The sequence below is a fragment of the Klebsiella sp. PK18 genome (assembly GCF_057784655.1).
This window is the reverse complement of record NZ_CM173493.1, coordinates 4,996,060-5,017,239: the sequence shown is the minus strand read 5'-3', so window position 1 is coordinate 5,017,239 and position 21,180 is coordinate 4,996,060. Positions and strand designations below refer to the sequence as shown.

Annotated in this window: 18 protein-coding genes and 1 tRNA gene; 9 read left to right on the top strand and 10 right to left on the bottom strand. The window is 52.0% G+C overall.

Features of this window, described 5'->3' with window-relative positions; all coding sequences use genetic code 11:
* Window positions 1-17: 17 nt before the first annotated feature.
* The 3 genes from iolG to iolE are packed head-to-tail and all read left to right on the top strand — an operon-like array spanning window position 18 to window position 2,880.
* Window positions 18-1,031: a bifunctional inositol 2-dehydrogenase/D-chiro-inositol 1-dehydrogenase gene (gene iolG / locus AC3EMD_RS24615; RefSeq protein ID WP_004152192.1), complete on the top strand. Its 1,014-nt coding sequence runs from the start codon at window positions 18-20 to the stop codon at window positions 1,029-1,031.
* A 41-nt stretch (window positions 1,032-1,072) separates the two neighbouring features.
* Window positions 1,073-1,957, top strand: a complete 885-nt coding sequence (locus AC3EMD_RS24610) for a sugar phosphate isomerase/epimerase family protein (RefSeq protein WP_004152193.1) — start codon at window positions 1,073-1,075, stop codon at window positions 1,955-1,957.
* Between the two features lie 23 nt (window positions 1,958-1,980).
* Entirely contained in the window at window positions 1,981-2,880 is a 900-nt protein-coding gene (gene iolE / locus AC3EMD_RS24605; protein WP_002886970.1) for a myo-inosose-2 dehydratase, read from the top strand.
* 197 nt (window positions 2,881-3,077) lie between these two features.
* On the opposite strand, the gene AC3EMD_RS24600 is transcribed toward iolE, so the two are convergent.
* The 8 genes from AC3EMD_RS24600 to AC3EMD_RS24565 form a co-directional block, all read right to left on the bottom strand.
* On the bottom strand, window positions 3,078-4,388 hold the full coding sequence (locus AC3EMD_RS24600; protein WP_023323534.1) for an ABC transporter substrate-binding protein: 1,311 nt from the start codon (window positions 4,386-4,388) through the stop codon (window positions 3,078-3,080).
* A complete protein-coding gene (locus AC3EMD_RS24595) occupies window positions 4,381-5,454 on the bottom strand; it encodes an ABC transporter ATP-binding protein (RefSeq protein ID WP_302073820.1) in 1,074 nt (357 codons plus the stop codon). Before AC3EMD_RS24595 ends, AC3EMD_RS24600 begins: the two co-directional genes overlap by 8 nt.
* A 5-nt stretch (window positions 5,455-5,459) precedes the next feature.
* Window positions 5,460-6,284: a phosphodiesterase gene (locus tag AC3EMD_RS24590; RefSeq protein ID WP_110218744.1), complete on the bottom strand. Its 825-nt coding sequence runs from the start codon at window positions 6,282-6,284 to the stop codon at window positions 5,460-5,462.
* A 10-nt stretch (window positions 6,285-6,294) separates the two neighbouring features.
* Complete coding sequence (locus AC3EMD_RS24585) at window positions 6,295-7,182, bottom strand: carbohydrate ABC transporter permease (protein ID WP_100751487.1); 888 nt, start codon at window positions 7,180-7,182, stop codon at window positions 6,295-6,297.
* A complete protein-coding gene (locus AC3EMD_RS24580; RefSeq protein ID WP_004146807.1) occupies window positions 7,172-8,056 on the bottom strand; it encodes a carbohydrate ABC transporter permease in 885 nt (294 codons plus the stop codon). The genes AC3EMD_RS24585 and AC3EMD_RS24580 overlap by 11 nt, the downstream gene beginning before the upstream one ends.
* A 130-nt stretch (window positions 8,057-8,186) precedes the next feature.
* Window positions 8,187-9,206: an NADPH-dependent aldehyde reductase Ahr gene (gene ahr, locus AC3EMD_RS24575; RefSeq protein ID WP_021314291.1), complete on the bottom strand. Its 1,020-nt coding sequence runs from the start codon at window positions 9,204-9,206 to the stop codon at window positions 8,187-8,189.
* 111 nt (window positions 9,207-9,317) lie between these two features.
* Window positions 9,318-10,787, bottom strand: coding sequence for a SulP family inorganic anion transporter (locus tag AC3EMD_RS24570; protein WP_049011034.1), 1,470 nt, complete (start codon window positions 10,785-10,787; stop codon window positions 9,318-9,320).
* Entirely contained in the window at window positions 10,784-11,458 is a 675-nt protein-coding gene (locus AC3EMD_RS24565) for a carbonic anhydrase (RefSeq protein WP_094916980.1), read from the bottom strand. Before AC3EMD_RS24565 ends, AC3EMD_RS24570 begins: the two co-directional genes overlap by 4 nt.
* Window positions 11,459-12,048: 590 nt before the next feature.
* Here AC3EMD_RS24565 and AC3EMD_RS24560 point away from each other — a divergent pair.
* From AC3EMD_RS24560 to AC3EMD_RS24535, 6 genes are all read left to right on the top strand, one after another.
* Window positions 12,049-12,133: transfer RNA gene (locus AC3EMD_RS24560), tRNA-Leu, on the top strand.
* Window positions 12,134-12,464: 331 nt separating this feature from the next.
* Window positions 12,465-13,550: a DNA sulfur modification protein DndB gene (dndB, locus tag AC3EMD_RS24555; protein WP_064146465.1), complete on the top strand. Its 1,086-nt coding sequence runs from the start codon at window positions 12,465-12,467 to the stop codon at window positions 13,548-13,550.
* Entirely contained in the window at window positions 13,547-15,169 is a 1,623-nt protein-coding gene (dndC, locus tag AC3EMD_RS24550; protein ID WP_115188841.1) for a DNA phosphorothioation system sulfurtransferase DndC, read from the top strand. Before dndB ends, dndC begins: the two co-directional genes overlap by 4 nt.
* Before the next feature lies 1 nt (window position 15,170).
* Entirely contained in the window at window positions 15,171-17,171 is a 2,001-nt protein-coding gene (dndD, locus tag AC3EMD_RS24545; protein ID WP_115188840.1) for a DNA sulfur modification protein DndD, read from the top strand.
* The gene (dndE, locus tag AC3EMD_RS24540; protein WP_043955292.1) at window positions 17,171-17,524 is read left to right on the top strand and encodes a DNA sulfur modification protein DndE; all 354 of its coding nucleotides are present in this window, start codon (window positions 17,171-17,173) and stop codon (window positions 17,522-17,524) included. Before dndD ends, dndE begins: the two co-directional genes overlap by 1 nt.
* A gap of 60 nt (window positions 17,525-17,584) precedes the next feature.
* Window positions 17,585-19,042 (top strand): restriction endonuclease, encoded by a 1,458-nt coding sequence (locus AC3EMD_RS24535; RefSeq protein ID WP_115188839.1) that lies wholly within the window; start codon window positions 17,585-17,587, stop codon window positions 19,040-19,042.
* Between the two features lie 79 nt (window positions 19,043-19,121).
* Here AC3EMD_RS24535 and AC3EMD_RS24530 read toward each other — a convergent pair whose 3' ends face one another.
* Together AC3EMD_RS24530 and AC3EMD_RS24525 are read right to left on the bottom strand one after the other, a co-directional pair.
* Window positions 19,122-20,078: a hypothetical protein gene (locus AC3EMD_RS24530; RefSeq protein WP_115188838.1), complete on the bottom strand. Its 957-nt coding sequence runs from the start codon at window positions 20,076-20,078 to the stop codon at window positions 19,122-19,124.
* Entirely contained in the window at window positions 20,071-21,174 is a 1,104-nt protein-coding gene (locus tag AC3EMD_RS24525) for a hypothetical protein (RefSeq protein WP_043955288.1), read from the bottom strand. The genes AC3EMD_RS24530 and AC3EMD_RS24525 overlap by 8 nt, the downstream gene beginning before the upstream one ends.
* Window positions 21,175-21,180: the final 6 nt, after the last annotated feature.

Genomic DNA, 21,180 nt, shown 5'->3' with positions numbered 1-21,180 from the left:
TTACGGAGAAAACCATTATGTCGCTCAAATTAGGTGTCATCGGCGCTGGCGCTATCGGTAAAGAACACATCCGTCGCTGCACCCAGGTTCTGCAGGGCGCCACCGTTGTGGCGGTGTCTGATATCAATGCCGACAACGCCCGTGCGGCGGTCGCGCTGCCGGGCGTGCAGGCGGAAGTCTACGCCGACGGCCACGACGTGATTAACGCCAGCGATGTCGATGCCATCCTGGTCACCTCCTGGGACCCGACCCACGAAGAGTACACCCTGGCCGCCATCGCCGCTGGTAAGCCGGTGTTCTGCGAAAAACCGCTGGCGATGTCTGCGGAAGGCTGCCGTCGCATCGTTGATGCCGAAATGAAGGCCGGCCGTCGTCTGGTGCAGGTTGGCTTTATGCGCCCGTACGACGAAGGCTATCTGGCGCTGAAAAAAGTGATCGACGATGGCGATATCGGCGCGCCGCTGATGCTGCGCTGCGCCCACCGCAACCAGTCGGTCGGCGAGAACTACACCACCGATATGGCGATCACCAACACCCTGATCCACGAGCTGGACGTGCTGCGCTGGCTGCTGAACGATGACTACCGTTCCGTGCAGGTGCGCTTCCCGCGCTCCACCTCGCACACCCATGCGCGCCTGAAAGATCCGCAGATCGTCTCCTTTGAAACCAAAAAAGGCACCCTGATCGACGTCGAAGTGTTCGTGAACTGCCAGTACGGGTATGACATCCAGTGCGAAGTGGTCGGCGAAACCGGGATTGCCCGTCTGCCGGAGCCGTCTGCCGTCCAGATGCGCAAGTCCGCCAGCCTGTCGACCGCCATTCTGACCGACTGGAAAGACCGCTTTATCAAAGCCTACGACGTCGAGCTGCAGGCCTTTATCAACGACGTCAAAGCCGGCCAGCTGCACGGCCCGTCGGCCTGGGACGGCTACGCGGCGTCGGTGGCGGCGGACGCCTGCATTAAAGCGCAGGGAACCAGCGAGCCGGTTGAGGTGACGCTGCCTGAGTGCCCGGCATTCTACAAACGTTAAGCGCGTTTTGCTGACGGAACTTCTTTGCACAGGTAACGACGATGAAAATTGCCTTTGATGTGGATGTCATTAAGGACCTCGGGATCACCCGCATGGTCCATCAGGTAGCGGAGTGGGGCTACAAGTACATTGAACAGTCGCCGCACCCGCAGATTAACCCGTTCTACAAGCACCCGCGCGCCAGCCGGGAGATCATGGCGGAGTACAAGCAGGCGCTGCGCGATACCGGCCTTGAGCTGTCGTCGTTTATCTGCGTCTACCGCTGGTCCGGCCCGGACGAACTGCGCCGTCAGGCGGCGGTGAAAAACTGGAAACGGCTGGTGGAAATTGCGGTGGAGATGGGCGTTCAGGTGATCAACACCGAGTTCTCCGGCGATCCGAATCAGCCCGAAATCTGCGATGAAATGTTCTATCGCTCAATGGAAGAGCTGTTGCCGATTTTTGAGCGGGAAGGCATCCGCGTGGAGATCCAGGCGCATCCCTGGGATTTCTGCGAAGAGAACAATGAAACCGTCGATATTGTGAAGTCGTTCCGCAGCGATAACGTGAAGTACGTCTACAGCGTGCCGCACACCTTTTTCTACGACAAAGGCGTCGGCGATGTGGCGAGCATGCTGCGCTATGCCGGGAGCGATCTCTCCCATGTCCTGATTGCGGATACCCGCAATCATACAAAACATTGCCGCTATATCGTTAACCCGCCGGGCGTGGATGCCGTGGTGCACCAGCACGTAGGCGTCGGGGAAGGGGATGTGGATTTCGACGCGCTGTTCCGCACCCTGCGCGAAATGAAATTCGCCGAGCAGACCTTCAAGGTCGGCGGGGAGCCGATTGTCGCCACCTCGCTGTTTGGCTACCCGGAAAAAATGAAATACCAGGCAGTGGAAACCCGTGAACTTATTGAACGTGAATTGCTGCGCCGGTAAGGCGCAGCGGCAGGAGCCCTACTATGAACAAAGATAACGTCAAACTGGCTATCGCCCCGATCGGCTGGACTAACGATGATATGCCGGAGCTTGGCAGCGAAAACACTTTCCAGCAGATCGTCAGCGAAATGGCGCTGGCCGGTTTTACCGGCAGCGAAGTCGGCAGCAAATATCCGCGCGACCCTGCGGTCCTCAAGCCGATGCTGGATATCCGCGGCATTCAGATCTGCAACGCCTGGTTCAGCACCTTTTTCGCCAACGGCCAGCGGGAAAAAACCATTGATGAATTCGTCAATCACATGAACTTCCTTCATGCGATGGGGGCGAAAGTGATTGGCTGCTCCGAGCAGAGCGGCAGCATCCAGGGGCTGGATAAACCGATCCTCGGCGATGCGAAGCCGTGCTTCAGCGACGAAGAGTGGCAGCGGGTAGCGGAAGGCTATAACACCCTCGGCCGCCTGGCGGCGGAGAAGGGGATGCAGGTCTGTCTGCACCACCACATGGGCACCGGCATTCAGACCACCGCGGAAATCGACAAATTTATGTCGCTGGTGGACGAGCGCGTCTTCCTGCTGTTCGACACCGGCCATGCCTGGTATTCCGAAGGCGGCGAAGCGCCGATGCTGGCGATCCTCAAAAAGTATCTGCCGCGCATCAACCACGTTCACCTGAAAGACGTCCGTCCGCCGGTGATCGACCAGGTGCGCCGCGACGGCCTGTCGTTCCTCGACGGCGTGAAAAAAGGCACCTTCACCGTCCCGGGCGACGGGGTGATCGATTTCCGTCCGGTGTTCAAGCTGCTGGACGACTTTGGCTATAAAGGCTGGATGGTGGTGGAAGCAGAGCAGGATCCTGCCCTGGCCAATCCTTTCGAATACGCCGTCAAAGCGCGCAAATATATCCGCGAAACGGCAGGGATCTAATCGTTGTGACATTTTCAGGCCATACCGGGTATGGCCTGCTTTTTTCCTTCCCCCAATTCTTGTCCCCACTTGCAAACGGCTTAACCACGGCGCCGGACAGTTCCCTCTCCCGGATTCAGGGCTTAACCACGGCGCCGTACCGTCCCCTCTCCCTCAGGGAGAGGGCCAGGGTGAGGGTGACGATGACGGGTAACGCGTCACTTCACTTCCGCCAGCGCGGTCTTATCCACATAAGGTTTCATCAGCGCATCGGCTTCCTTCTGCGCCGCCTGAACCGCCGCTTCCGGCGTCACTTTGGCATCATTGACCACCGCCGCCAGCTGGTTCTCCATCGCCTTACGCACCGCCACGGTCTCCCAGGTGGAGTACCACGGATGGGCGTACTTCAGTTGCTCAAGCGCGATCGCCGCCCGCGGATCCTGCTGCAGATAGGCCTTCATCTCCGGCGTATCATATGACGCCTTGCGCGGCGAGAAGTAGCCGGTGAAGCGGCTCCATGCGCCGTTCACGTCGGGGCTCACCAGATAGGTCAGGAACTGATACGCCGCTTTCTTCTGCGCCTCGTTGATGCCTTTAAAACTCACCAGGCTGGCGCCGCCGATCGGCACCGCGCGCTGCTCTTTGGCCGGCAGCATCGCCACCCCAAGCTCAAAATCTTTGCTGTTCTCGCGCATAAAGCCCAGCGCGCCAGTGCTGAGCATCGCCATCCCGAGCTTACCGGAGAAGAACGCGGCGCTGATCTGCTTCGAGTTCAGCACCCCGGACGGCATTACCTTGTCCTTGTAAATCAGATCCTGCCAGAAGCGCAGGGCGCCGATGGCGGTCGGCGAGTTGTAATAGACCTCGCCCGGATAGTCTTCGTTAAAGTATTTCCCGCCGTTGGCGCGTACCAGCGCCGAGAAGATCCAGCCGCCGTAGTCGTCGTTGGTCGACGGCAGCATGATCCCCCACTGGCCTTTGCTCTCGTCGGTCAGCTTTTTGGCATCAGCCAGCAGCTCGGCCCAGGTCTGCGGCGGCTGTTTGATCCCGGCCTGATCGAACATCGTCTTGTTGTAGTAGAGGATCGGCGTCGAGTTATGGAACGGGATCGCATAGGTGGTGCCCATCACCTGGGCGTTCTTATGCATCGCGGGCCAGAATTCCTTTTGCAGAAAATCGCCAGCCTTTTGATCGCCATATTTAAACAGCTCGTCCATCGGCAGGATCTCATCCTTCAGCGCCAGATCGGTGGTGAAGTTAGCGGACATGATCACCAGCGCCGGCGGCTGGCCGGCCTTCTGCGCCGATTCGGCTTTGATCTTGGTGGTGTCGTAGTTGCCAGTGAAGATGCCGCGTACTTCGACATCCTGCTGCGAGTCGTTGAATTGCTTAATGACGCGGGTCATCTCCATGGTCAGCTTGCCGTCCACCGGCGCCGGGAACATGAAGTCTATTTTTTCTTTTGCCAGCGCCGCGCCGCTCAGGGCAAGGCTGAGGCCAACCGCGACCACCGTAAGAGGTTTAAACATGATTACACTCCATCAGTAAATTATGCTGGGTCTCAGCATGAAAAAGATGCACATCGGCAGGCGAGAAGCCGATCGGTAGTGACTCGCCTTTCTCCGGCACCGTGCCGCGGTGGCGGCGGCTAAAGCGCAGGGTGCCGATCGGGGTGCTGACGTGGAGCAGGTAGTCGGCCCCCATCAGTTCTCGTTGCAGAACGGTGGCCGGCAGGCGCAGATGGCCCTCCTCCACGCGGTCGGTAATATGTTCCGGGCGAATGCCCAGCCAGACGCGGGTCTGATCCCGGTGGCGCGGCGGCAGCGGATGGCGCTGTTCTCCCAACAGTACTTCACCGTTGGCGCAGGCCAGCGACAGCAAGTTCATCGCCGGCGAACCGATAAACCCGGCGACGAACAGGTTGGCCGGGTTGGCGTACAGATACTCCGGGCGCCCGACCTGCTGTACGTGGCCGCCGTTCATCACCACGATGCGGTCGGCCATCGACATCGCCTCGGTCTGGTCGTGGGTAACATAGATGGTGCTGGTTTTCAGCTGCTGGTGGAGGGCCATAATGCTGTCGCGCACTTCGCTGCGCAGGCGGGCGTCGAGGTTGGAGAGCGGCTCGTCCATCAGGAACAGCCGCGGATTGCGCACGATCGCCCGGGCCATCGCCACCCGCTGGCGCTGGCCGCCGGAGAGCTTCGCCGGTTTGCGGTCGAGCAGCGCCTCCAGCTGCAGCATCTGCGCCACTTTATCCACTCGCGGCTGCCAGCTGCTTTTCTCTTCCTTGCGCACCTTCATGCCGAAGGTGATGTTGTCGCGCACCGACAGATGCGGAAACAGGGCATAGTTCTGGAAGATCATCGCGAAGTTGCGCTCGCGCGGCGTGGTGGCGGTGATGTTCTCATCATGCAGCCAGATTTGGCCTTTGCTGACCGGCTCCAGCCCGGCGAGCAGGCGCAGCAGGGTGCTTTTCCCGCAGCCCGACGGGCCGACCAGCACCACGAATTCGCCTTCGTGAATATCCAGCGACAGGGCACTGAGCGCCGGTTTGCCGTCGAAACGTTTACTGATGTTTTGCAGACTGAGCATGGCGGTTAGCGCTCTTCCGTTGGGCAACTGATGTTTTCGTCGTACTGCCAGGGGCCGGCGTAGTGGGCCAGCGAGTGCTGGTAGCTCACCCACTGATCGCCGACCTGACGGTGCATCAGGCACGAGGCCGGGGAGAGGTCGTAATAGGGCCGGGTGTCTTCGTGGCAGTACGGCACCTGATGGACGGTGCCGGGGATGGTGGAGATCAGCGCCTGGCGATACTGGGTCATGGTCAGGCTGTGGTTATGGCCGCAGAAGATGCGCGTCAGCGACGGGAAACGCTCCACCAGCGCCAGCAGACGGTGGCCGTTTTCGCAGGCGATCGGGTCCATCTGCGCATTGCCCAGCGGCAGCGGCGGGTGGTGCATAAACACCGTTGCCGGTTTGTCGCCGCCCTCGAACAGCTGCGCTTCCAGCCAGCCGATGGTCTCGTCGGTCAGCCAGCCTTTTGACGTGCCGGCATGACTGGAGTCGATAAACAGCAGGCGGGTGGCGAAGTCATCCACCGCATAGCGCATATTTTGCGGATCGTTGCCCAGCTGCGGGCACAGCGGGTGAAGATGCTCCAGAAAATGGGCTTTGTCGTCGTGGTTGCCGGGGATCAGATACAGCGGATAGTTCAGGCTGCCGAGGATCTGGCGGGCCACCTGATACTCCTCCGGGCGGCCGCAGTTGACGATATCCCCGCTCACCACCACCGCATCCGGGCGCTCGCGCAGCGCGTTAAGCTGGGAGACCACGTCGGCGTTGGCGGCATTGACGTCGATAAAGCCGTACAGCTTCTCGCCGCGGCTGCGGAAATGGGTATCGGAAATGTGCGCTAACAGCATGAATCACTCCTTATTTGATCCCGGAGAAGCCGAAGCTCCGCAGGAACTGTTTCTGAAAAAGGATGAACGCCAGCATCAGCGGCAGGCAGACCATCAGCGTCCCGGCGCCGATGGTGCCCCACTGGCCGCCGGATTCGGCGCCCATGGCGAAGGAGACCAGCCCGACGGTCAGCACCTGCTTATCGGGATCGTTGAGCATCATCAGCGGCCACAGGTACTCGTTCCAGTGGTAGGTAATGCTGACGGTGGCGAAGGCCAGCACCGACGGCCAGGACATGGGCAGCAGCACGCGGAACAGTACCTGCCACCAGCGGCAGCCCTCCATCAGCGCCGCCTCCTCCAGCTCTTTCGGGATGGCGAGGAACGCCTGACGCATCAGGAACACGCCGAACGCCGAGGTGAAGTAGGGCATCATCACCCCGGTGAGGGTGTTGAGCAGGCCGAAGGTTTTCAGGGTCAGCATGTTCGGCACCATCATCACTACCGGCATGATCATCAGCTGCACCAGGAACAGGAGAAACAGCGTCTGCTTGCCGCGAAACTCGTGGCAGGCGAAGACGTACCCGGCGGTGGTGATGGTCAACAGCTGCACGAAGAAGGTGCCGAAGGTGAAGATAAGGGTGTTGGCGTACAGGCTCAGCCAGTCGGCGCTGTTCCAGGCGTCGCGGAAGTTATCGAGGGTCAGCGGCAGGCGGGGCAGCAGCGACGCCATATCGTCGCCGAAGGTGGTGGCGCTGAACGAGGTCGCCAGCATCCAGATAAACGGGCTGACCCACAGCAGCGCCAGGCAGCACATTAATACTGTGAGCGTAAAGGGCGACGAGCGGCGCAGGCGCAGCCACAGCGGACGCGTAGCGGTGGGCGAGCGGACCAGCAGCGGCGAGATATCAGCGCTCATAGTGGGCTCCTTTCTCCAGCAGTTTCAGGTTAATCAGCGAGAAGGCGAACAGCCCGGCCAGGGTCAGGAAGGTGGCGGCGGAGGCTTTACCAAGGTCGTGGGTATCCCAGGCGAGATTCTGGATGTAATAGAGCAGCACGGTGGTGGCGTTGTCCGGCCCGCCGCGGGTCATCACCGCCACGTGGTCGATCTGGGTGATGGAGTAGATCAGCGCGGTGGTGATCACAAAGCTCAGCGTCGGGCGCAGCAGCGGTAGCGTGACCTTAAAAAAGACCTGCGTGCGGGTAGCCCCCTCCATCAGCGCCGCTTCCCGCGTCGAGGCCGGAATGCTCTGCAGCCCGGCGAGGAAAAACAGCATGTAGTAGCCGGCGAACTTCCACACGCCGATCAGCGCCAGGGCCAGCAGCGCGCTGTTGCTGCGTCCCAGCCAGTTGTTGTTCATCGGCCCGAACAGCTTCGCCAGATAGTGGTCGAGCAGGCCGAGGCCGGGCATAAAGATAAACAGCCACAGCGCGGCGGCGCTGACCATCGGGATAATCATCGGGAAGAAAAAGGCGGTGCGCAGCCAGCGGTTGACGCGATGGTTCTCGCTCAGGGCGACCGCCAGCAGCAGGGCGAGGGTCACCCCAGGCACCACCGTCAGCAGGATATAGAGCAGGTTATTGCCCAGCGACTGCCAGAAGACGTTATCGGCAAACAGGCGGGCGAAGTTATCCAGCCCGACATACTGCGCGCCGTCGCTGGCCATGCGGGTATCAAACAGGCTGTCATACACCGAACGCCCCAGCGGGAACCAGGTAAACAGCAGTAAAAACAGCAGGGAAGGCGACAGGATCAGCCAGGGAAGCCAGGTCTTTCTCATGGTGACGCGCATCTCGTTCAGCCATTTATCGAAGCCCGGATTGTGGGAAGCAATGACTACAGAGGCATGGCGGGGAGATGACGGTTTGATGAAGCGACGGGGAAAACGCCGGGCGAGCGGGCCGCCCGGCGGGAGAGAACCATCAGAAGTCGGCTTTCAGCACCGCGCGGTAGCGGGCTTTGCCTTCGCGAACGTGCTTCAGCGCTTCGTTAATCTGCGACATCGGGAACAGCTCGGTGGTCGGGGCCACTTTGCTGCGCCCGGCGAATTTCATCAGCTTACGCAGTTCGGACGGATTACCGGTCGCCGAGCCGGAGATGCTGCGGTCGCCGCCGATAAGGGTAAAGGCCGGCACCGGGAACGGCTTCATCACCGCGCCGACGGTATGGAAGTTGCCGCCGTAAGCCAGGGCTTCGAAGTACGGCTGCCAGTCGAGATCCACCGCCACGGTGTTGATGATCAAGTCAAACTGACCGGCCAGCGCTTTTAAGGCTTCAGGATCGCGGCTGTTGACCACGCGATCGGCGCCCATCGCCAGCACTTCCTGCTCTTTCGCCGGGTTGGAGCTGAAGGCGGTCACTTCCGCGCCCATCGCCCGCAGCAGCTTAATGGCGATATGGCCGAGGCCGCCGATGCCGATCACCCCGACGCGGCTGGTGGCGGTGACGTGGTGGGTCAGCAGCGGTTTAAAGACGGTGATGCCGCCGCACAGCATCGGGCCGGCGGACGCCAGATCGATGCTCTCCGGCAGGGGGATCACCCACTGCCAGTCGGCGCGCAGCTTATTGGCGAAGCCGCCGCGGTTGAGAATGGTCGGCACCGAGCCTTCCAGACAGTTGATCTGGTTGCCGCTGATGCAGGCGTCGCAATGGCCGCAGCTGCGCGCCGTCCAGCCGATGCCGACCTTCTGGCCAATCTTCAGCCCTTTATCCTGCGCCGCGCTGCCCAGCGCCGCCACCCGGCCAATGACCTCGTGACCGGCCACCAGCGGGTAGCTCGACATCCCCCATTCGTTGTCGATCATCGACAGGTCCGAATGGCAGATCCCGCAGTATTCCACCTCAACTTCGACATCTTCCGGCTGCAGCTCGCCGGCATCGTATTCCCACAGCGACAGATCGGCGCCCGCTTCTTTGGCGGCGTAGCTTTTAATGATGCTCATGTTCATTTCCTTGGGGTTGGCGTGATAACCCAGAAAGTGTAGAGCATGGTATTCCCCGGCGCTTGGCAATCGGAGGGGTCGCGAAGCGGGCGGACCAGCCGCCCGTTAAGGTCAGCGACTGGCGAGCGGCCACTGATTAAGGCGGATGCCGCGCTGCGGGGCGTTCTCGGCAAAATCATCCAGCACCGCCCGCACGTCCGGGTCGAGATAGCCGACGCTGTCGTGCTCGACGATCACCACGCTCTTTTCCGGAATTTTCGCCAGCAGGGCCAGCAGATGCGGATTGTGCATAAAGGTCAGATTTTGCTGGATGCGCAGCACGTAGTGGTCATCGTAGCGCGCCAGCTGCAGCGAGTGGCGATGGCTGCGCCAGAGGCTGAACGCCATCTGGGTGGCAAGACCAATCCCGATCCCCGCCAGCATGCCGAAGGCGATAATCCCGCCGATGGTGGCGAGGAACGGGACGTACTGCGCCGCCCCCTGGCGGAACTGCTCGATGAACAGCCGCGGCGTCGCCAGCTTATAGCCGGTATACAGCAGCACGGCGGCGAGGCTGGCGAGCGGGATTAAGGTCAGCAGGCCGCTGAACCACAGACCGCAGATCAACAGCAGCACGCCGTGGATAAAGATCGACAGTTTACTCTGCGCGCCGTTGCTGACGTTGACCGAGCTGCGGACGATCACCGCGGTGATCGGCATCGCCCCCAGCACGCCGGAGAGCAGGTTGCCCACGCCCTGGGCGACCATTTCACGGTTCGGCGAAGGCGGCGGATTTTGCGGACGCAGCTTTTTCAGCGCCTCCTGGCTGAGCAGGGTTTCGAGGCTGGCGACCAGCGCCAGGGTCACCGCCACCACCCACACCGACGGATTGCGCCACGCGCTCCATGCGGGGGACTCCAGCTCGCCCAGCAGCTCGCCGAGGCTGCCGAACGCCGGCAGGGTAATACGCGGCAGGGCGGCCAGCTGCTGCGGCGCAAAATGGGTCAGCAGCAGGGTGGTCACGCAGCCGAGCAGGACGGCGATCAGCGGCCCGGGGATCCAGCGCAGGCTCTTCACCCGGCGGATAAGCGGCGAGCCCCACAGCCAGAGCACCAGCAGACCGCCCGCGGCCACGGCAATCGCAGTGACGGAGAAAGCGGCATTGCCCTGAACCACATCGGCAAGTCCGGTCTCTTCCGCCGTGCCGAGCGCGACGGGGATCTGCTGCATAATCAGCAGGATGCCGATCGCCGCCAGCATGCCTTTGATGACGCTGGCGGGAACCAGCGAGATAAAGCGCCCGGCCCGCAGGATGCCGAACAGCAGCTGCAGCACGCCGGCCAGCACCAGCGCCATCAGGAAGAGGGAGAAGGAACCCAGGGATTCAATGGCGGCGACGACGATGGTGACCAGTCCGGCGGCGGGGCCGCTGACGGCGAAGCGGGAGGGGCTGAGGGCGGTGACGACCAGGCCGCCGATGATGCCGGTCAGCAGGCCGACGAAGGGCGGTAAGCCGCTGGCCTGGGCGATGCCGAGGCACAGCGGCAGGGCGACAAGGAAGACGACGATGCCGGCGAGAGAGTCCTGACGAAACGTATTCATGGGGCGTGCTCCTGCGGTGAGAGGTGCTCGACGAGGGTGGTTAAATGGCCGGAAGCCAGGTCGTAGACGCAGCCGTGCAGGCTGAGCGGTCGCCCGCTGGCGAGCACCGTCTGCACCGGTTCACTCTCCAGCAGACGGGCGAACTGGGCGCGAACGTTGGCTTCCACCAGGGCGTCCAGCGCATGGCGAGAGCGCTCCGCGTCGGTGCTGGCGCTGGCGCCGGAGGAGGCCGCAACACCACACCCATCGGCGATCTGCGCAATTTCGTGATGCAGGGTATGGCGCAGCTGGCCGATGCGGCGAGCCAGCGCCGAGGACTCCTGCGCCAGCGGCAGGGTGGGCAGGGAGAGCGCCGCCTGCACACCGCCGCAGCCGTAGTGGCCGCAAAGCACCACCCGCTCCACCTCAAGGTAGTGGAGGGCATACTGCAGGACGCTCATGACGTTGTCGTCGGCGGGGTCGAGCATGTTGGCGATATTGCGGTGGACAAAGAGCTCGCCGGGCTGACTGCCGGTGAGCACCTCGGCGGGCACGCGGCTGTCGGAGCAGCCGATCCACAGCGAGTGGGGCCGCTGCCCGTCGACCCATTTTTCGAAATAATCCGGATCATGCTGACACTTCTGCAGCGCCCAGCTGCGGTTGCGGGCCAGCAAAGGTTTTAACGTCGTCACAAGTATTCTCCTGAGTTAATTCATCGAGTGAATATGTCCATCAAGACTCGTACAGCGACTAGTAAAAATAGTGTTTACCGGAACCCTTCACGCCTGAGGAAAATCCTGGAATAAACGGCAAAAAGAAAACTTTTCATTAATGTAAAGTTATAAAAATATTGATGAAATTAATATTTGGCTGCGGAGGGAGTGAATAACAAAAAGGCATTGGTTAAAACTTTCTGGAATATATGGGAATGGTGGTGGGTAGGGTTAGGGGGGAATATTGGGGTATAGGCGAGGGGAATTTATCTGGGGAAAGATGGGTTGTGCTGGGGATGTGGTTGAGAGTGAGGTGAGAACAAGTTGAGATAAGTTTGAGTGGGGTTTGGGGTTAATGGGGGAGAAGGAGGGCTGGCAGGGGGAGCCGGGTTCTCGGGGGAGTGAGAGGAGGGGGGCTGGTGGCAGTCGCGCTGTGGAACGGTCGTAAAAGGTGACGCCGCGCAGGATAGCGCTGTTTTTTTCAACACTTAGCGCAATGACGACACGCTGTCGCTTGCATGACCGCCGCCGACAGGTATAATCCAGAACGTTTCCGCATCCCCTTCAGTGCCGAAGTGGCGAAATCGGTAGACGCAGTTGATTCAAAATCAACCGTAGAAATACGTGCCGGTTCGAGTCCGGCCTTCGGCACCAAAAGATACAATCAAGTCGCTCAAGGGCGGCTTTTTTTGTGTCCATTTTCTTCTGGGATCACCTCCGCGTTTGTTAATCATTGATGACTCTTACTCCCTCTGAGTGTGTTTTTGATTTTAAAATACCTTTTTACATTCTTATCTATATGATTTTGTTATGAAAAAAATTTTCGATTCAAGATGGGAAGAAAGAAATTTGGGCGAATCATTTTTTTCAACGGAAAATGGATGTTGGTACGCAAAAAATTACGTCAAAAAAGCTGTATGTCACAAAGGGTATTACGTAAAATATCACGTCATCAGATTCACACATACATTGGATGGATTAAAGTATGGCTAATATTGATGCGGATTACTGCTACTCGTTTCCTGCTATACGTGGCATTCAGGCTGGCCGACCTTTCTATATCGCCACGTGCCCGATGCGTATCATCCCGAAAATTTTCAGTTTTGATGAAAATGACGTACCGCCTGAGCTACGTGCACAACGGACTCTAAATAAATCGCGTATCCCTGAAATGGTCCGTTATCTTCTGGAAAATCCTAAAGATTATGTGTTTTCAGCCCTGACGGCTTCCATTGCAGTAGATGTGCAGTTTGAAGAGTTTCAGGGGTCCAATAACTTGGGTACATTATGTGTGCCGATGGATGCGCAAATTTTGATCAATGATGGTCAGCATCGCCGTAAAGCGATAGAAGATGCTTTAGACGCACGTCCTGAGCTGGGACAGGATAATATTCCGGTATTGTTTTTTGTTGATGAAGGTTTAAAACGCAGCCAACAGATGTTCGCGGATCTAAATAAATACGCAATTCGGCCCAGTCCATCTCTGGCGTCACTTTATGATCATCGCGATGCTAGTTCGAATTTGGCACGTTATCTGGCGATGTCTATTGAGCCATTCGTTGGAATGACTGAATTAGAAAAGTCCGGTATAAGCCAGCGGTCCAATAAGCTTTTTACTTTGAGCAGTATCAAGCAGGCTACCCGTTCTTTATTGGGCAAGGATCCAAAAGAAAACAATTTTGAACAATGCACCCAAATTGCTACCCAATATTGGTTGGCTATTTACAATGTGATGCCGGATTGGCAGTTAGCGATCAAAAAAGAGGTTTCACCGGTTCAGTTGCGACAAGATTATATTCACGCTCATGGTCTTGGATTACAGGCTCTTGGGCTACTAGGATATACCCTCCTAACGGATTATCCTGAGCAATGGTCTGAGAAAATCTCTGCACTTAAGACATTTAACTGGCGCAGGAACAATCCGGATCTCATTAAACGTGCAATGCAGCACGGCAAACTGAGTAAAACCAGTGCCGCGATCCAGTTAACCTGCAATGCGCTAAAAACTGCGCTCTCTATTCCCCTCACTCCTGAAGAACAGGAGCTTGAAGCTCAGATGGTTGTCTCATGAGTAAATTAGTTCAGGCCTATGATTTGGCCGAATACGAAGATTTTATTAATCAGGAACAGTTCGCTGGACGACCTCTGGCCGAATATGTTGCTGAAGTACAAAGAATTTATTGTGCGGATAAGCGTCCGTGGGTGATTGGTTATAGTGGGGGCAAAGATTCTTCAGCAGTTATTACGCTGGTCTATCTGGCCTTACTGGGCCTACCCCCAGAAATGCGCAGTAAAGATGTTTTTGTGGTGTCATCCGATACGCTTGTTGAAACGCCGGTAGTCGTGGATCTGATTAAGAAAACGATGTTGCAGATTGAGGCGGGGGCAAAGCGTAACGGCTTGCCGATCACTCAACACGCAGTAACACCTAAAACGAATGAAACCTTCTGGGTCAATTTGCTGGGGAAAGGTTATCCGGCTCCAACCCGGAGTTTCCGTTGGTGCACCGAGCGCATGAAAATCAATCCGGTGAGTGACTTTATTAAAGATAAGGTCAGCCAGTTTGATGAAGTTATCGTCGTACTGGGTTCGCGCAGTAGCGAAAGTGCTTCTCGTGCGCAGGTGATCGCAAAGCACAAGATTGATGGCTCCCGCTTGGCCCGACACACCACGCTGGCAAATGCATTTATCTATACCCCCATTGATACTTGGGATGTGGAAGACGTCTGGAAACTATTACGCGGTGCATTCCGATATGCTCCCGAAGATATCGACGAGTGGGAAAGCCCGTGGGGTGGAAACAACCGTCCACTGTGGACGTTATATATGGATTCTTCCGCACAGGGTGAATGCCCGCTGGTAATTGATGATAGTACCCCTTCCTGCGGCAACTCGCGTTTTGGCTGTTGGACTTGTACCGTTGTCACTAAAGATAAGGCGATGGAAAGCCTGATCAAAAACGGTGAAGAATGGATGTCTCCGCTGCTGAAATATCGTGATCTGCTGGCGTTTACCACTGATCCGGTGAATAAAGACACGTTTCGAAACTATAAGCGTCGCACCGGGAAGGTGAGCTATCAGTACGCTAAAGAAAGTGATGAGCCGGGGGCTGAGCGTAAGCATGTTCCTGGTCCTTACTGGCTAAAATATCGTCAGCAATGGCTCAAAGAATTGCTGGAGATTGAGCGCGATTTAAATGCTCAGGGCCATACCATTACGTTAATTACCGAACCAGAGCTACATGCGATTCGTCAGGAGTGGTTGAAAGATCCTAATGAACCAGACTGGTATGACACGCTACCGGGTATTTACCGCGAAGTGTATCAGCAGGATTTAGACTGGGTGGTGGACGATCAGTCGCGCTTTGATGCCAGCGATGCAGATCTGTTGGTGCAGATAGCGCAGGGATTTGACGTTGTGCCTGAAATGGTGATGAAACTCATCGAGCTGGAAGTTTCAATGGAAGGCTTAAGCCGTCGTCAGGGCATTTTTGACAAACTTGGCACGATTTTAAAGCAGGACTGGGGCACTCTCGAAGAAATTGAACAACAACAGGTCACTCTGCAAAAACGAGTTGAACGAGATATTCATCAGGAAGAACTTACAAAGCTGGAAGCTGAACTTCAGGTTTTACAGCGCAGAATTGTTGATGCCAGTGAATCCTCGTTACTGATTGGGGAGGAGAAATAACGTGCTCATTAAACAGCTGGTATTACATAATTTTCGGGTATTTAACGGTACACATACCATTGATCTGGCACCCAGAAAGCGTCCGCACGATTTGAATCCACGACCTATTGTGCTGTTTGGTGGTTTAAACGGCGCAGGGAAAACGTCTATCCTGTCGGCGATCCGCATAGCGTTGTATGGACGACTGGCGTTTGGGCTAGCGACTCAACAGCAAGAGTATATTGAACAACTCAGCGCATTGATTCATAACGGCGCGTACTATATTGAGCAGCCGGAAGAAGCATCTGTAGAACTGACGTTTACCTATAATAAAGGCGGTCATGAGGCCGAATTTACCGTTACGCGAACCTGGAAAAAGGGGAAGAGGGACCGCCTTTCTCTGCAACAGGATGGGCAGCCACTCAGTGAGCTGGATTACGATCAGTGCCAGGGATTTCTAAATGAGTTAATTCCGCATGGCATTGCTGATTTGTTCTTTTTCGATGGCGAGAAAATTGCAGAACTTGCTGAGGACGAATCCGGTAATATTTTACGTACTGCCGTACGACGCTTATTGGGGCTGGATCTCATCTCTAAACTGCGTAACGATTTAATGATTTTTGTTAAGCGTCAGCAATCCAGCCAGCTAGCAAGCTCTCAGCAACAACAGATTGCAGAGCTTGAAAAACAGAGTAAAGAATTAGCCTGCCAGACAGAAGCACTGCTGGAAAGCGCCGATTTTGCCAAATCGCGGATTGAGTTTCTGTCTAAAGATATAACCCGTTATGAAGGCTTGCTAAATGCTCAGGGGGGCGCTTTTGCCCAGACTAAAGCGCAGGAAAAACAGAAAGTCGAAACGCTGCTAAAAGATAAAGAACATCTGGAAAAAGCACTGAGACAAGAATGCGATGGCTCGCTACCTTATGCGCTTGCGCCCACTATTTTGTCTCGTTTGCTGCGACAACTTGCTGATGAAACGCAGATTAAACAGGCAAAAAGCTTTGAAAAAGAGCTGAGCCAGTTTTTAACGCAACTCAGAAATGATATTGCATTTCGTTCTGCGGGGACTGGCAAAATAGCAGCTGAAGCGATTACCGATAATCTAAAAGATTATATGGCAACGAAACCAAAAGGTGATTTGCTCTTTGACATCTCTGAGCGTGAAGCTGGTATGCTTCAACAGTCTATTGAGATAGATAGTAAAAGAGCATGGCAGCGTTTTGAGCTTTATCGCACACAGTTATCTGAGATTGAACAACAGTTAGAACAAGCGGCTGCTAATATTGCCCGTGCTCCTGAAGATGATCAGCTGATGGATCTCTTTGAGAAATTACGTGACCTGGATAGGCAGCGCGAAGCCCAATTGCAGAAATATCGGTCATTGCTGGAAGATGCTAAACGCACGAAACAGCAGCAACTGGATTGTGTTCGCCAGATTCAAAAAGCGCATGATGCCGCTCGTTATCAGCACAGTTATAGTAGTGCGTTTAAGAATGCTCAGGAAACGATAAACTTACTCGATCGCTACAGTGATGTATTAACCCAGGCTCGAGTTAAAACGCTGTCTACAAACTTTGAGCTTGCTTACCGTAAGTTGGCTCGCAAAGAGGATTTACAACTTAGTGCGCATATCAACCCTCAGACGTTTGATGTTGAATTAATTGATGAGAATGGATCAGTAATTAACCGTAAGTTACTTTCTGCTGGTGAAAAACAGATTTATGCAATTGCTATTCTTGAGGCGCTGGCGAAAACCTCTGGTCGTGATTTACCAGTGATAATTGATACGCCATTGGGACGTCTGGATTCTCAGCATCGTGATAAATTGATTAACCACTACTTCCCGGAAGCCAGTCATCAGGTTGTATTGCTGTCTACCGATACTGAAGTAGATGAGCGTTATTTTGTCGATCAGTTGCGTGATGATATCTCTCATGCTTATGAGATTGTGTTTAATGCGCATACTAAATCGTCAACGCTGAAACCAGGTTATTTCTGGGAATTAACTAAGGAGGCTATCTGATGCTCCCAAATCGAATGGCGCTTAGCCGTCAGACTGAAGATCAGCTTAAAAAGCTTAAAGGGTATACTGGGATTACACCCAATATTGCTGCCCGGCTAGCATTTTTCCGCTCGGTGGAGAGTGAGTTTCGCTATTCACCTGAACGAGATAGTAAGAAGCTGGATGGTACGCTGGTGCTGGATAAAATTACGTGGCTAGGAGAAACGCTGCAAGCTACGGAATTGGTGTTGAAGATGCTTTACCCTCAACTAGAGCAGAAGGCGATGATTAAAGCGTGGGCTGCGCATGTTGAAGATGGGATTGCATCAGTTAGAAACCATCGCAACTTAAAAGATTTCATGAATTCCTTATAAAGAAGTTCATGTTACTATAAGCATAATAAGGCTATCGTTAATCATGAAAGTGGTTTAAATATGAATTCTGACTTATTTATAGAAAAACTTAAAAGTATATCGAAAGAGTTTTCATATGATGCAAACTGTCGGGACGATGGCCTTATAGTGTTAAGTAGGGAAAATACGCTATTAACCATATCAATTAGATTTTATGATAATGGAGTTCATATTTATCTTTATGCGAGAACCACCTCATGGGATGGTGATGGAGATCGTACAGATATGAATGATATTTTTTCTACATATCCTGCATTATATATGAGAGTCGATATCGGGGTATCATGTACATTACTTAATATAGAACATCCTTTGGGCCAAGGTGTTAATGGCGCAATTAATAGTATTGAGCTTTATGCCCGTTATCTAACATTTACACAACCATATAATAATGGATTATTTTCTATATCTGAGGAGAGTTTAAATGTAATTAGAAAAATTTTTAAATCAATTACAGATTATGAGGAAAATCTTTATTATTTTATCGATCATGATGAGTCTTTTCAACCTCATTATACCACATATGGTTTAAATCTACACATGTGGGCAACAACTATAATTAAATGTTTAGGCGAGAAGATCTCATCAAAAGAGCTATGTTACAATGCCAGAAAAAATCCAAACTGGTATTACTTTAAATCTGAACGTTATAAGATATCTATAATATTCTCCCCTAAAACTGCTAATGTTTTCAGATTTTTCATTAAAGATAAAAATAATTTTAATGTGCTACAGGATGCTGTTTGTACGTTTCTTAAAACAGATAAGACATTAAACGCATTTTTAAAAAATGAATTAATAATAGTGCGGAAAATTGTCGAAGAATTGGAAAGCGAAACATCTGAAATTATATATGTTCCTATAGAAAATAAATTGATATGTATATCACTTAATCATATTTTTTTCTTAACATGTGATTGTGGAATACAAAAATATAATTTAGCTAAAAATATTGTAATAAGTAGAAGGAAGCAAGAACAAGATTTCCTTTTCAATAAAGATACTTATATTTGGGCAGAGACTATAAATGGCGGTAGATTTGAGTCTTTTTCACGGGAATTATTAGAGCGAGTTCCTGGAATTATTAGAGTTTATAATACATCCGTAACGAATGAACCTGATGCGAATGCTGATTTAATTTGTATATGGGACACTACAGATTTAGCTGGTATGCCACAAATTAAAGATAGAAGTCCGGTACAACGACGTAAAATAGTCGTACAATGTAAAGCATGGAAAAAAAACATTGGTAAAAATGATATACCTAGCATTAGAGATACTTTGGACCGATTTGATGCTCAGGGGATGCTGATTATTGCGTCTAAAAAAATCACAAAAAGCCTGGTTGAGCATATTGACGTGCTGAAAAGAAAAGGTATATGGGCTGATTTTTGGGATAGGGATTATATAGAAAAATTATTAGATGATAATCCAGATGTGGCGTTGAAGTATAAAGATATTGTTTCTTTTATGGGCTAGATGAATTAAGCACTGAGAAAGGAGGTCTCTCAGTACTTAATCTATTGAGGGAATTATATTACCTGACATATAAAATAATTTAGATAATATCCTCCTCAAATGACAGTGTATAATCAATGATTTCTTGTATGGGTTCTATCCATGTACTGTGATTAATGTCATTTATATTTATAAGGTTTATTATTCGATGCCTATCGAAAATTATTGATGCGGTAATCTCATCGCTCTGACAAAAATAACGATTGCAATCTCTGAAATCATAAGGAACAAATAAAATATTTTGCGCATTAGAAGGGAGATCCATTATATAGTTTTTTACCCTATCAACACTAGCTTGTTTGTTTGCCCAGTTTTTTCCGGATGCGCTTTGACCTAGAAATATCTGTTTTCTATCCAAATTAGAATCGTTTCTAAAAGGAATCCAGGCAACAATATCAACCCCACCATCGCCATTATCCCCATCTCTGAATACATTTGGCCTGTTTGATCTTGTTAAACCTAAATCTTGAGCAAGAAGATTATATTTATATTCAATACTTCCAGAGTATCTTGAGTTTCGTTCTGATGAGACTCCAAATATATGAACCTCTGCAGTGGTTGGGAGGTATTTTTTTAGTGCAGCATATGATATCTGTTCAAATAGAGTTGTTAAAAAATGATACCCGTTGATATATCTTAGTAAAGAGCATAATAATAATAATATATATATGTAATGGTTTTCACCTATATTGTCTATTTTCTTTATTCTATTGCCATCATAAAGAAAGGGATAGTTATCACCGTAATTTAATACTCGACAGTTGATCTCTTCAAACCATCCAGATATTCGTCCCAACCACTCTTCATTTATAGTGCTACCATTCTCTGTACCAATATCTGAAATTTTATTGTTTTCAAAAAAACGGTCGTAAATATCATCAATGCTGAGACCATCATCACAGTCAACCAGAGCCAAAAGTTCTATATAATCACAATAGTAATGTGAATTACATAGCGTCTCGTCTGGCGTCTTGTCTAATAATTTGAACTCAATCATCCCATTTCTCTTCGGCCATGGATTCAATAATAACTTTCATATTCTTAGCTAATGTAAATATTTCTTTTAGCTTAGTTTTGACAGTATCATGATGTTGTTCTACATTATGGATAATATTATTTGCTCTTTTTAATCCAGCTAAAGATAGATCTATTTCTTGATTAAAGGAGTCAGCAGTAACTGAAACTAGATTATATGCTTCAACAATACTGCCTTCTCCAGTTCGGAAATATTCTTCAGCATGCTTATCTTCAAGTACTTTATCAAGCATTCCTAAATGCTTGCTATCCCCTAAAACACGACTACGACCATTTTCATTTTTTTCGAAAAACCATCGGGTCAGCAGTTCTAATTTATCTATATACACATGAGATGTCGGTTCATTTGATTTTATATCAACATTAATATAGTTTCTTATATTTTCTCTGCTCAATAAATCGGAGAGATAATTGAAATGCAAAGTTGTTTCGTCTAATGATTTTATTTTAAAAAAAGCCTGATCTTCAATCTTGAGATAAAGCTCGTAGGCTGTTAATAAGTTTCGAACATAATCGCTACGGCTACCTATTGATTTTGCTAGTTTTCTACATTTTATAGTAAAATCCGCATCATTTAGTTCTTTAGATAGTTCATTAAGATATCTGGCTTTGGGCAATATTCCCCATGATTTTACACCTGTAATATGTCGGTAACCAAGATATTTATTTATATCCTCCCTGGATTTAAATATAATGCAGGGCAGTACTTTTGGTCGTTCTGTTGTTTCATTTAACACCTTATCTATTTTTATTTTTTGGGAAGTGGCTAAACTAGGATCATTTAATAGGATGACCGAGGTTAAACGTCTGTTCCCTTCAACAACAATATATTTACCTTGTTCATTATCATCAGGAATCACCAATAAAGATTCGCCGATGAAGAATCCTGACTGGCCTATAGCAAGCATTAGCTCAATAATTGATGCATCATTCAACATCCAGTTTACAATTTCTGGTTTCCCTATTTTTTTCTTCCGGAAAGATGATGGAAGTCGAGGGTTCTTATCATCTAGTTTAATATTTTCAAGATCGATGAAATCTATATTTTGTCCTGACATTACATA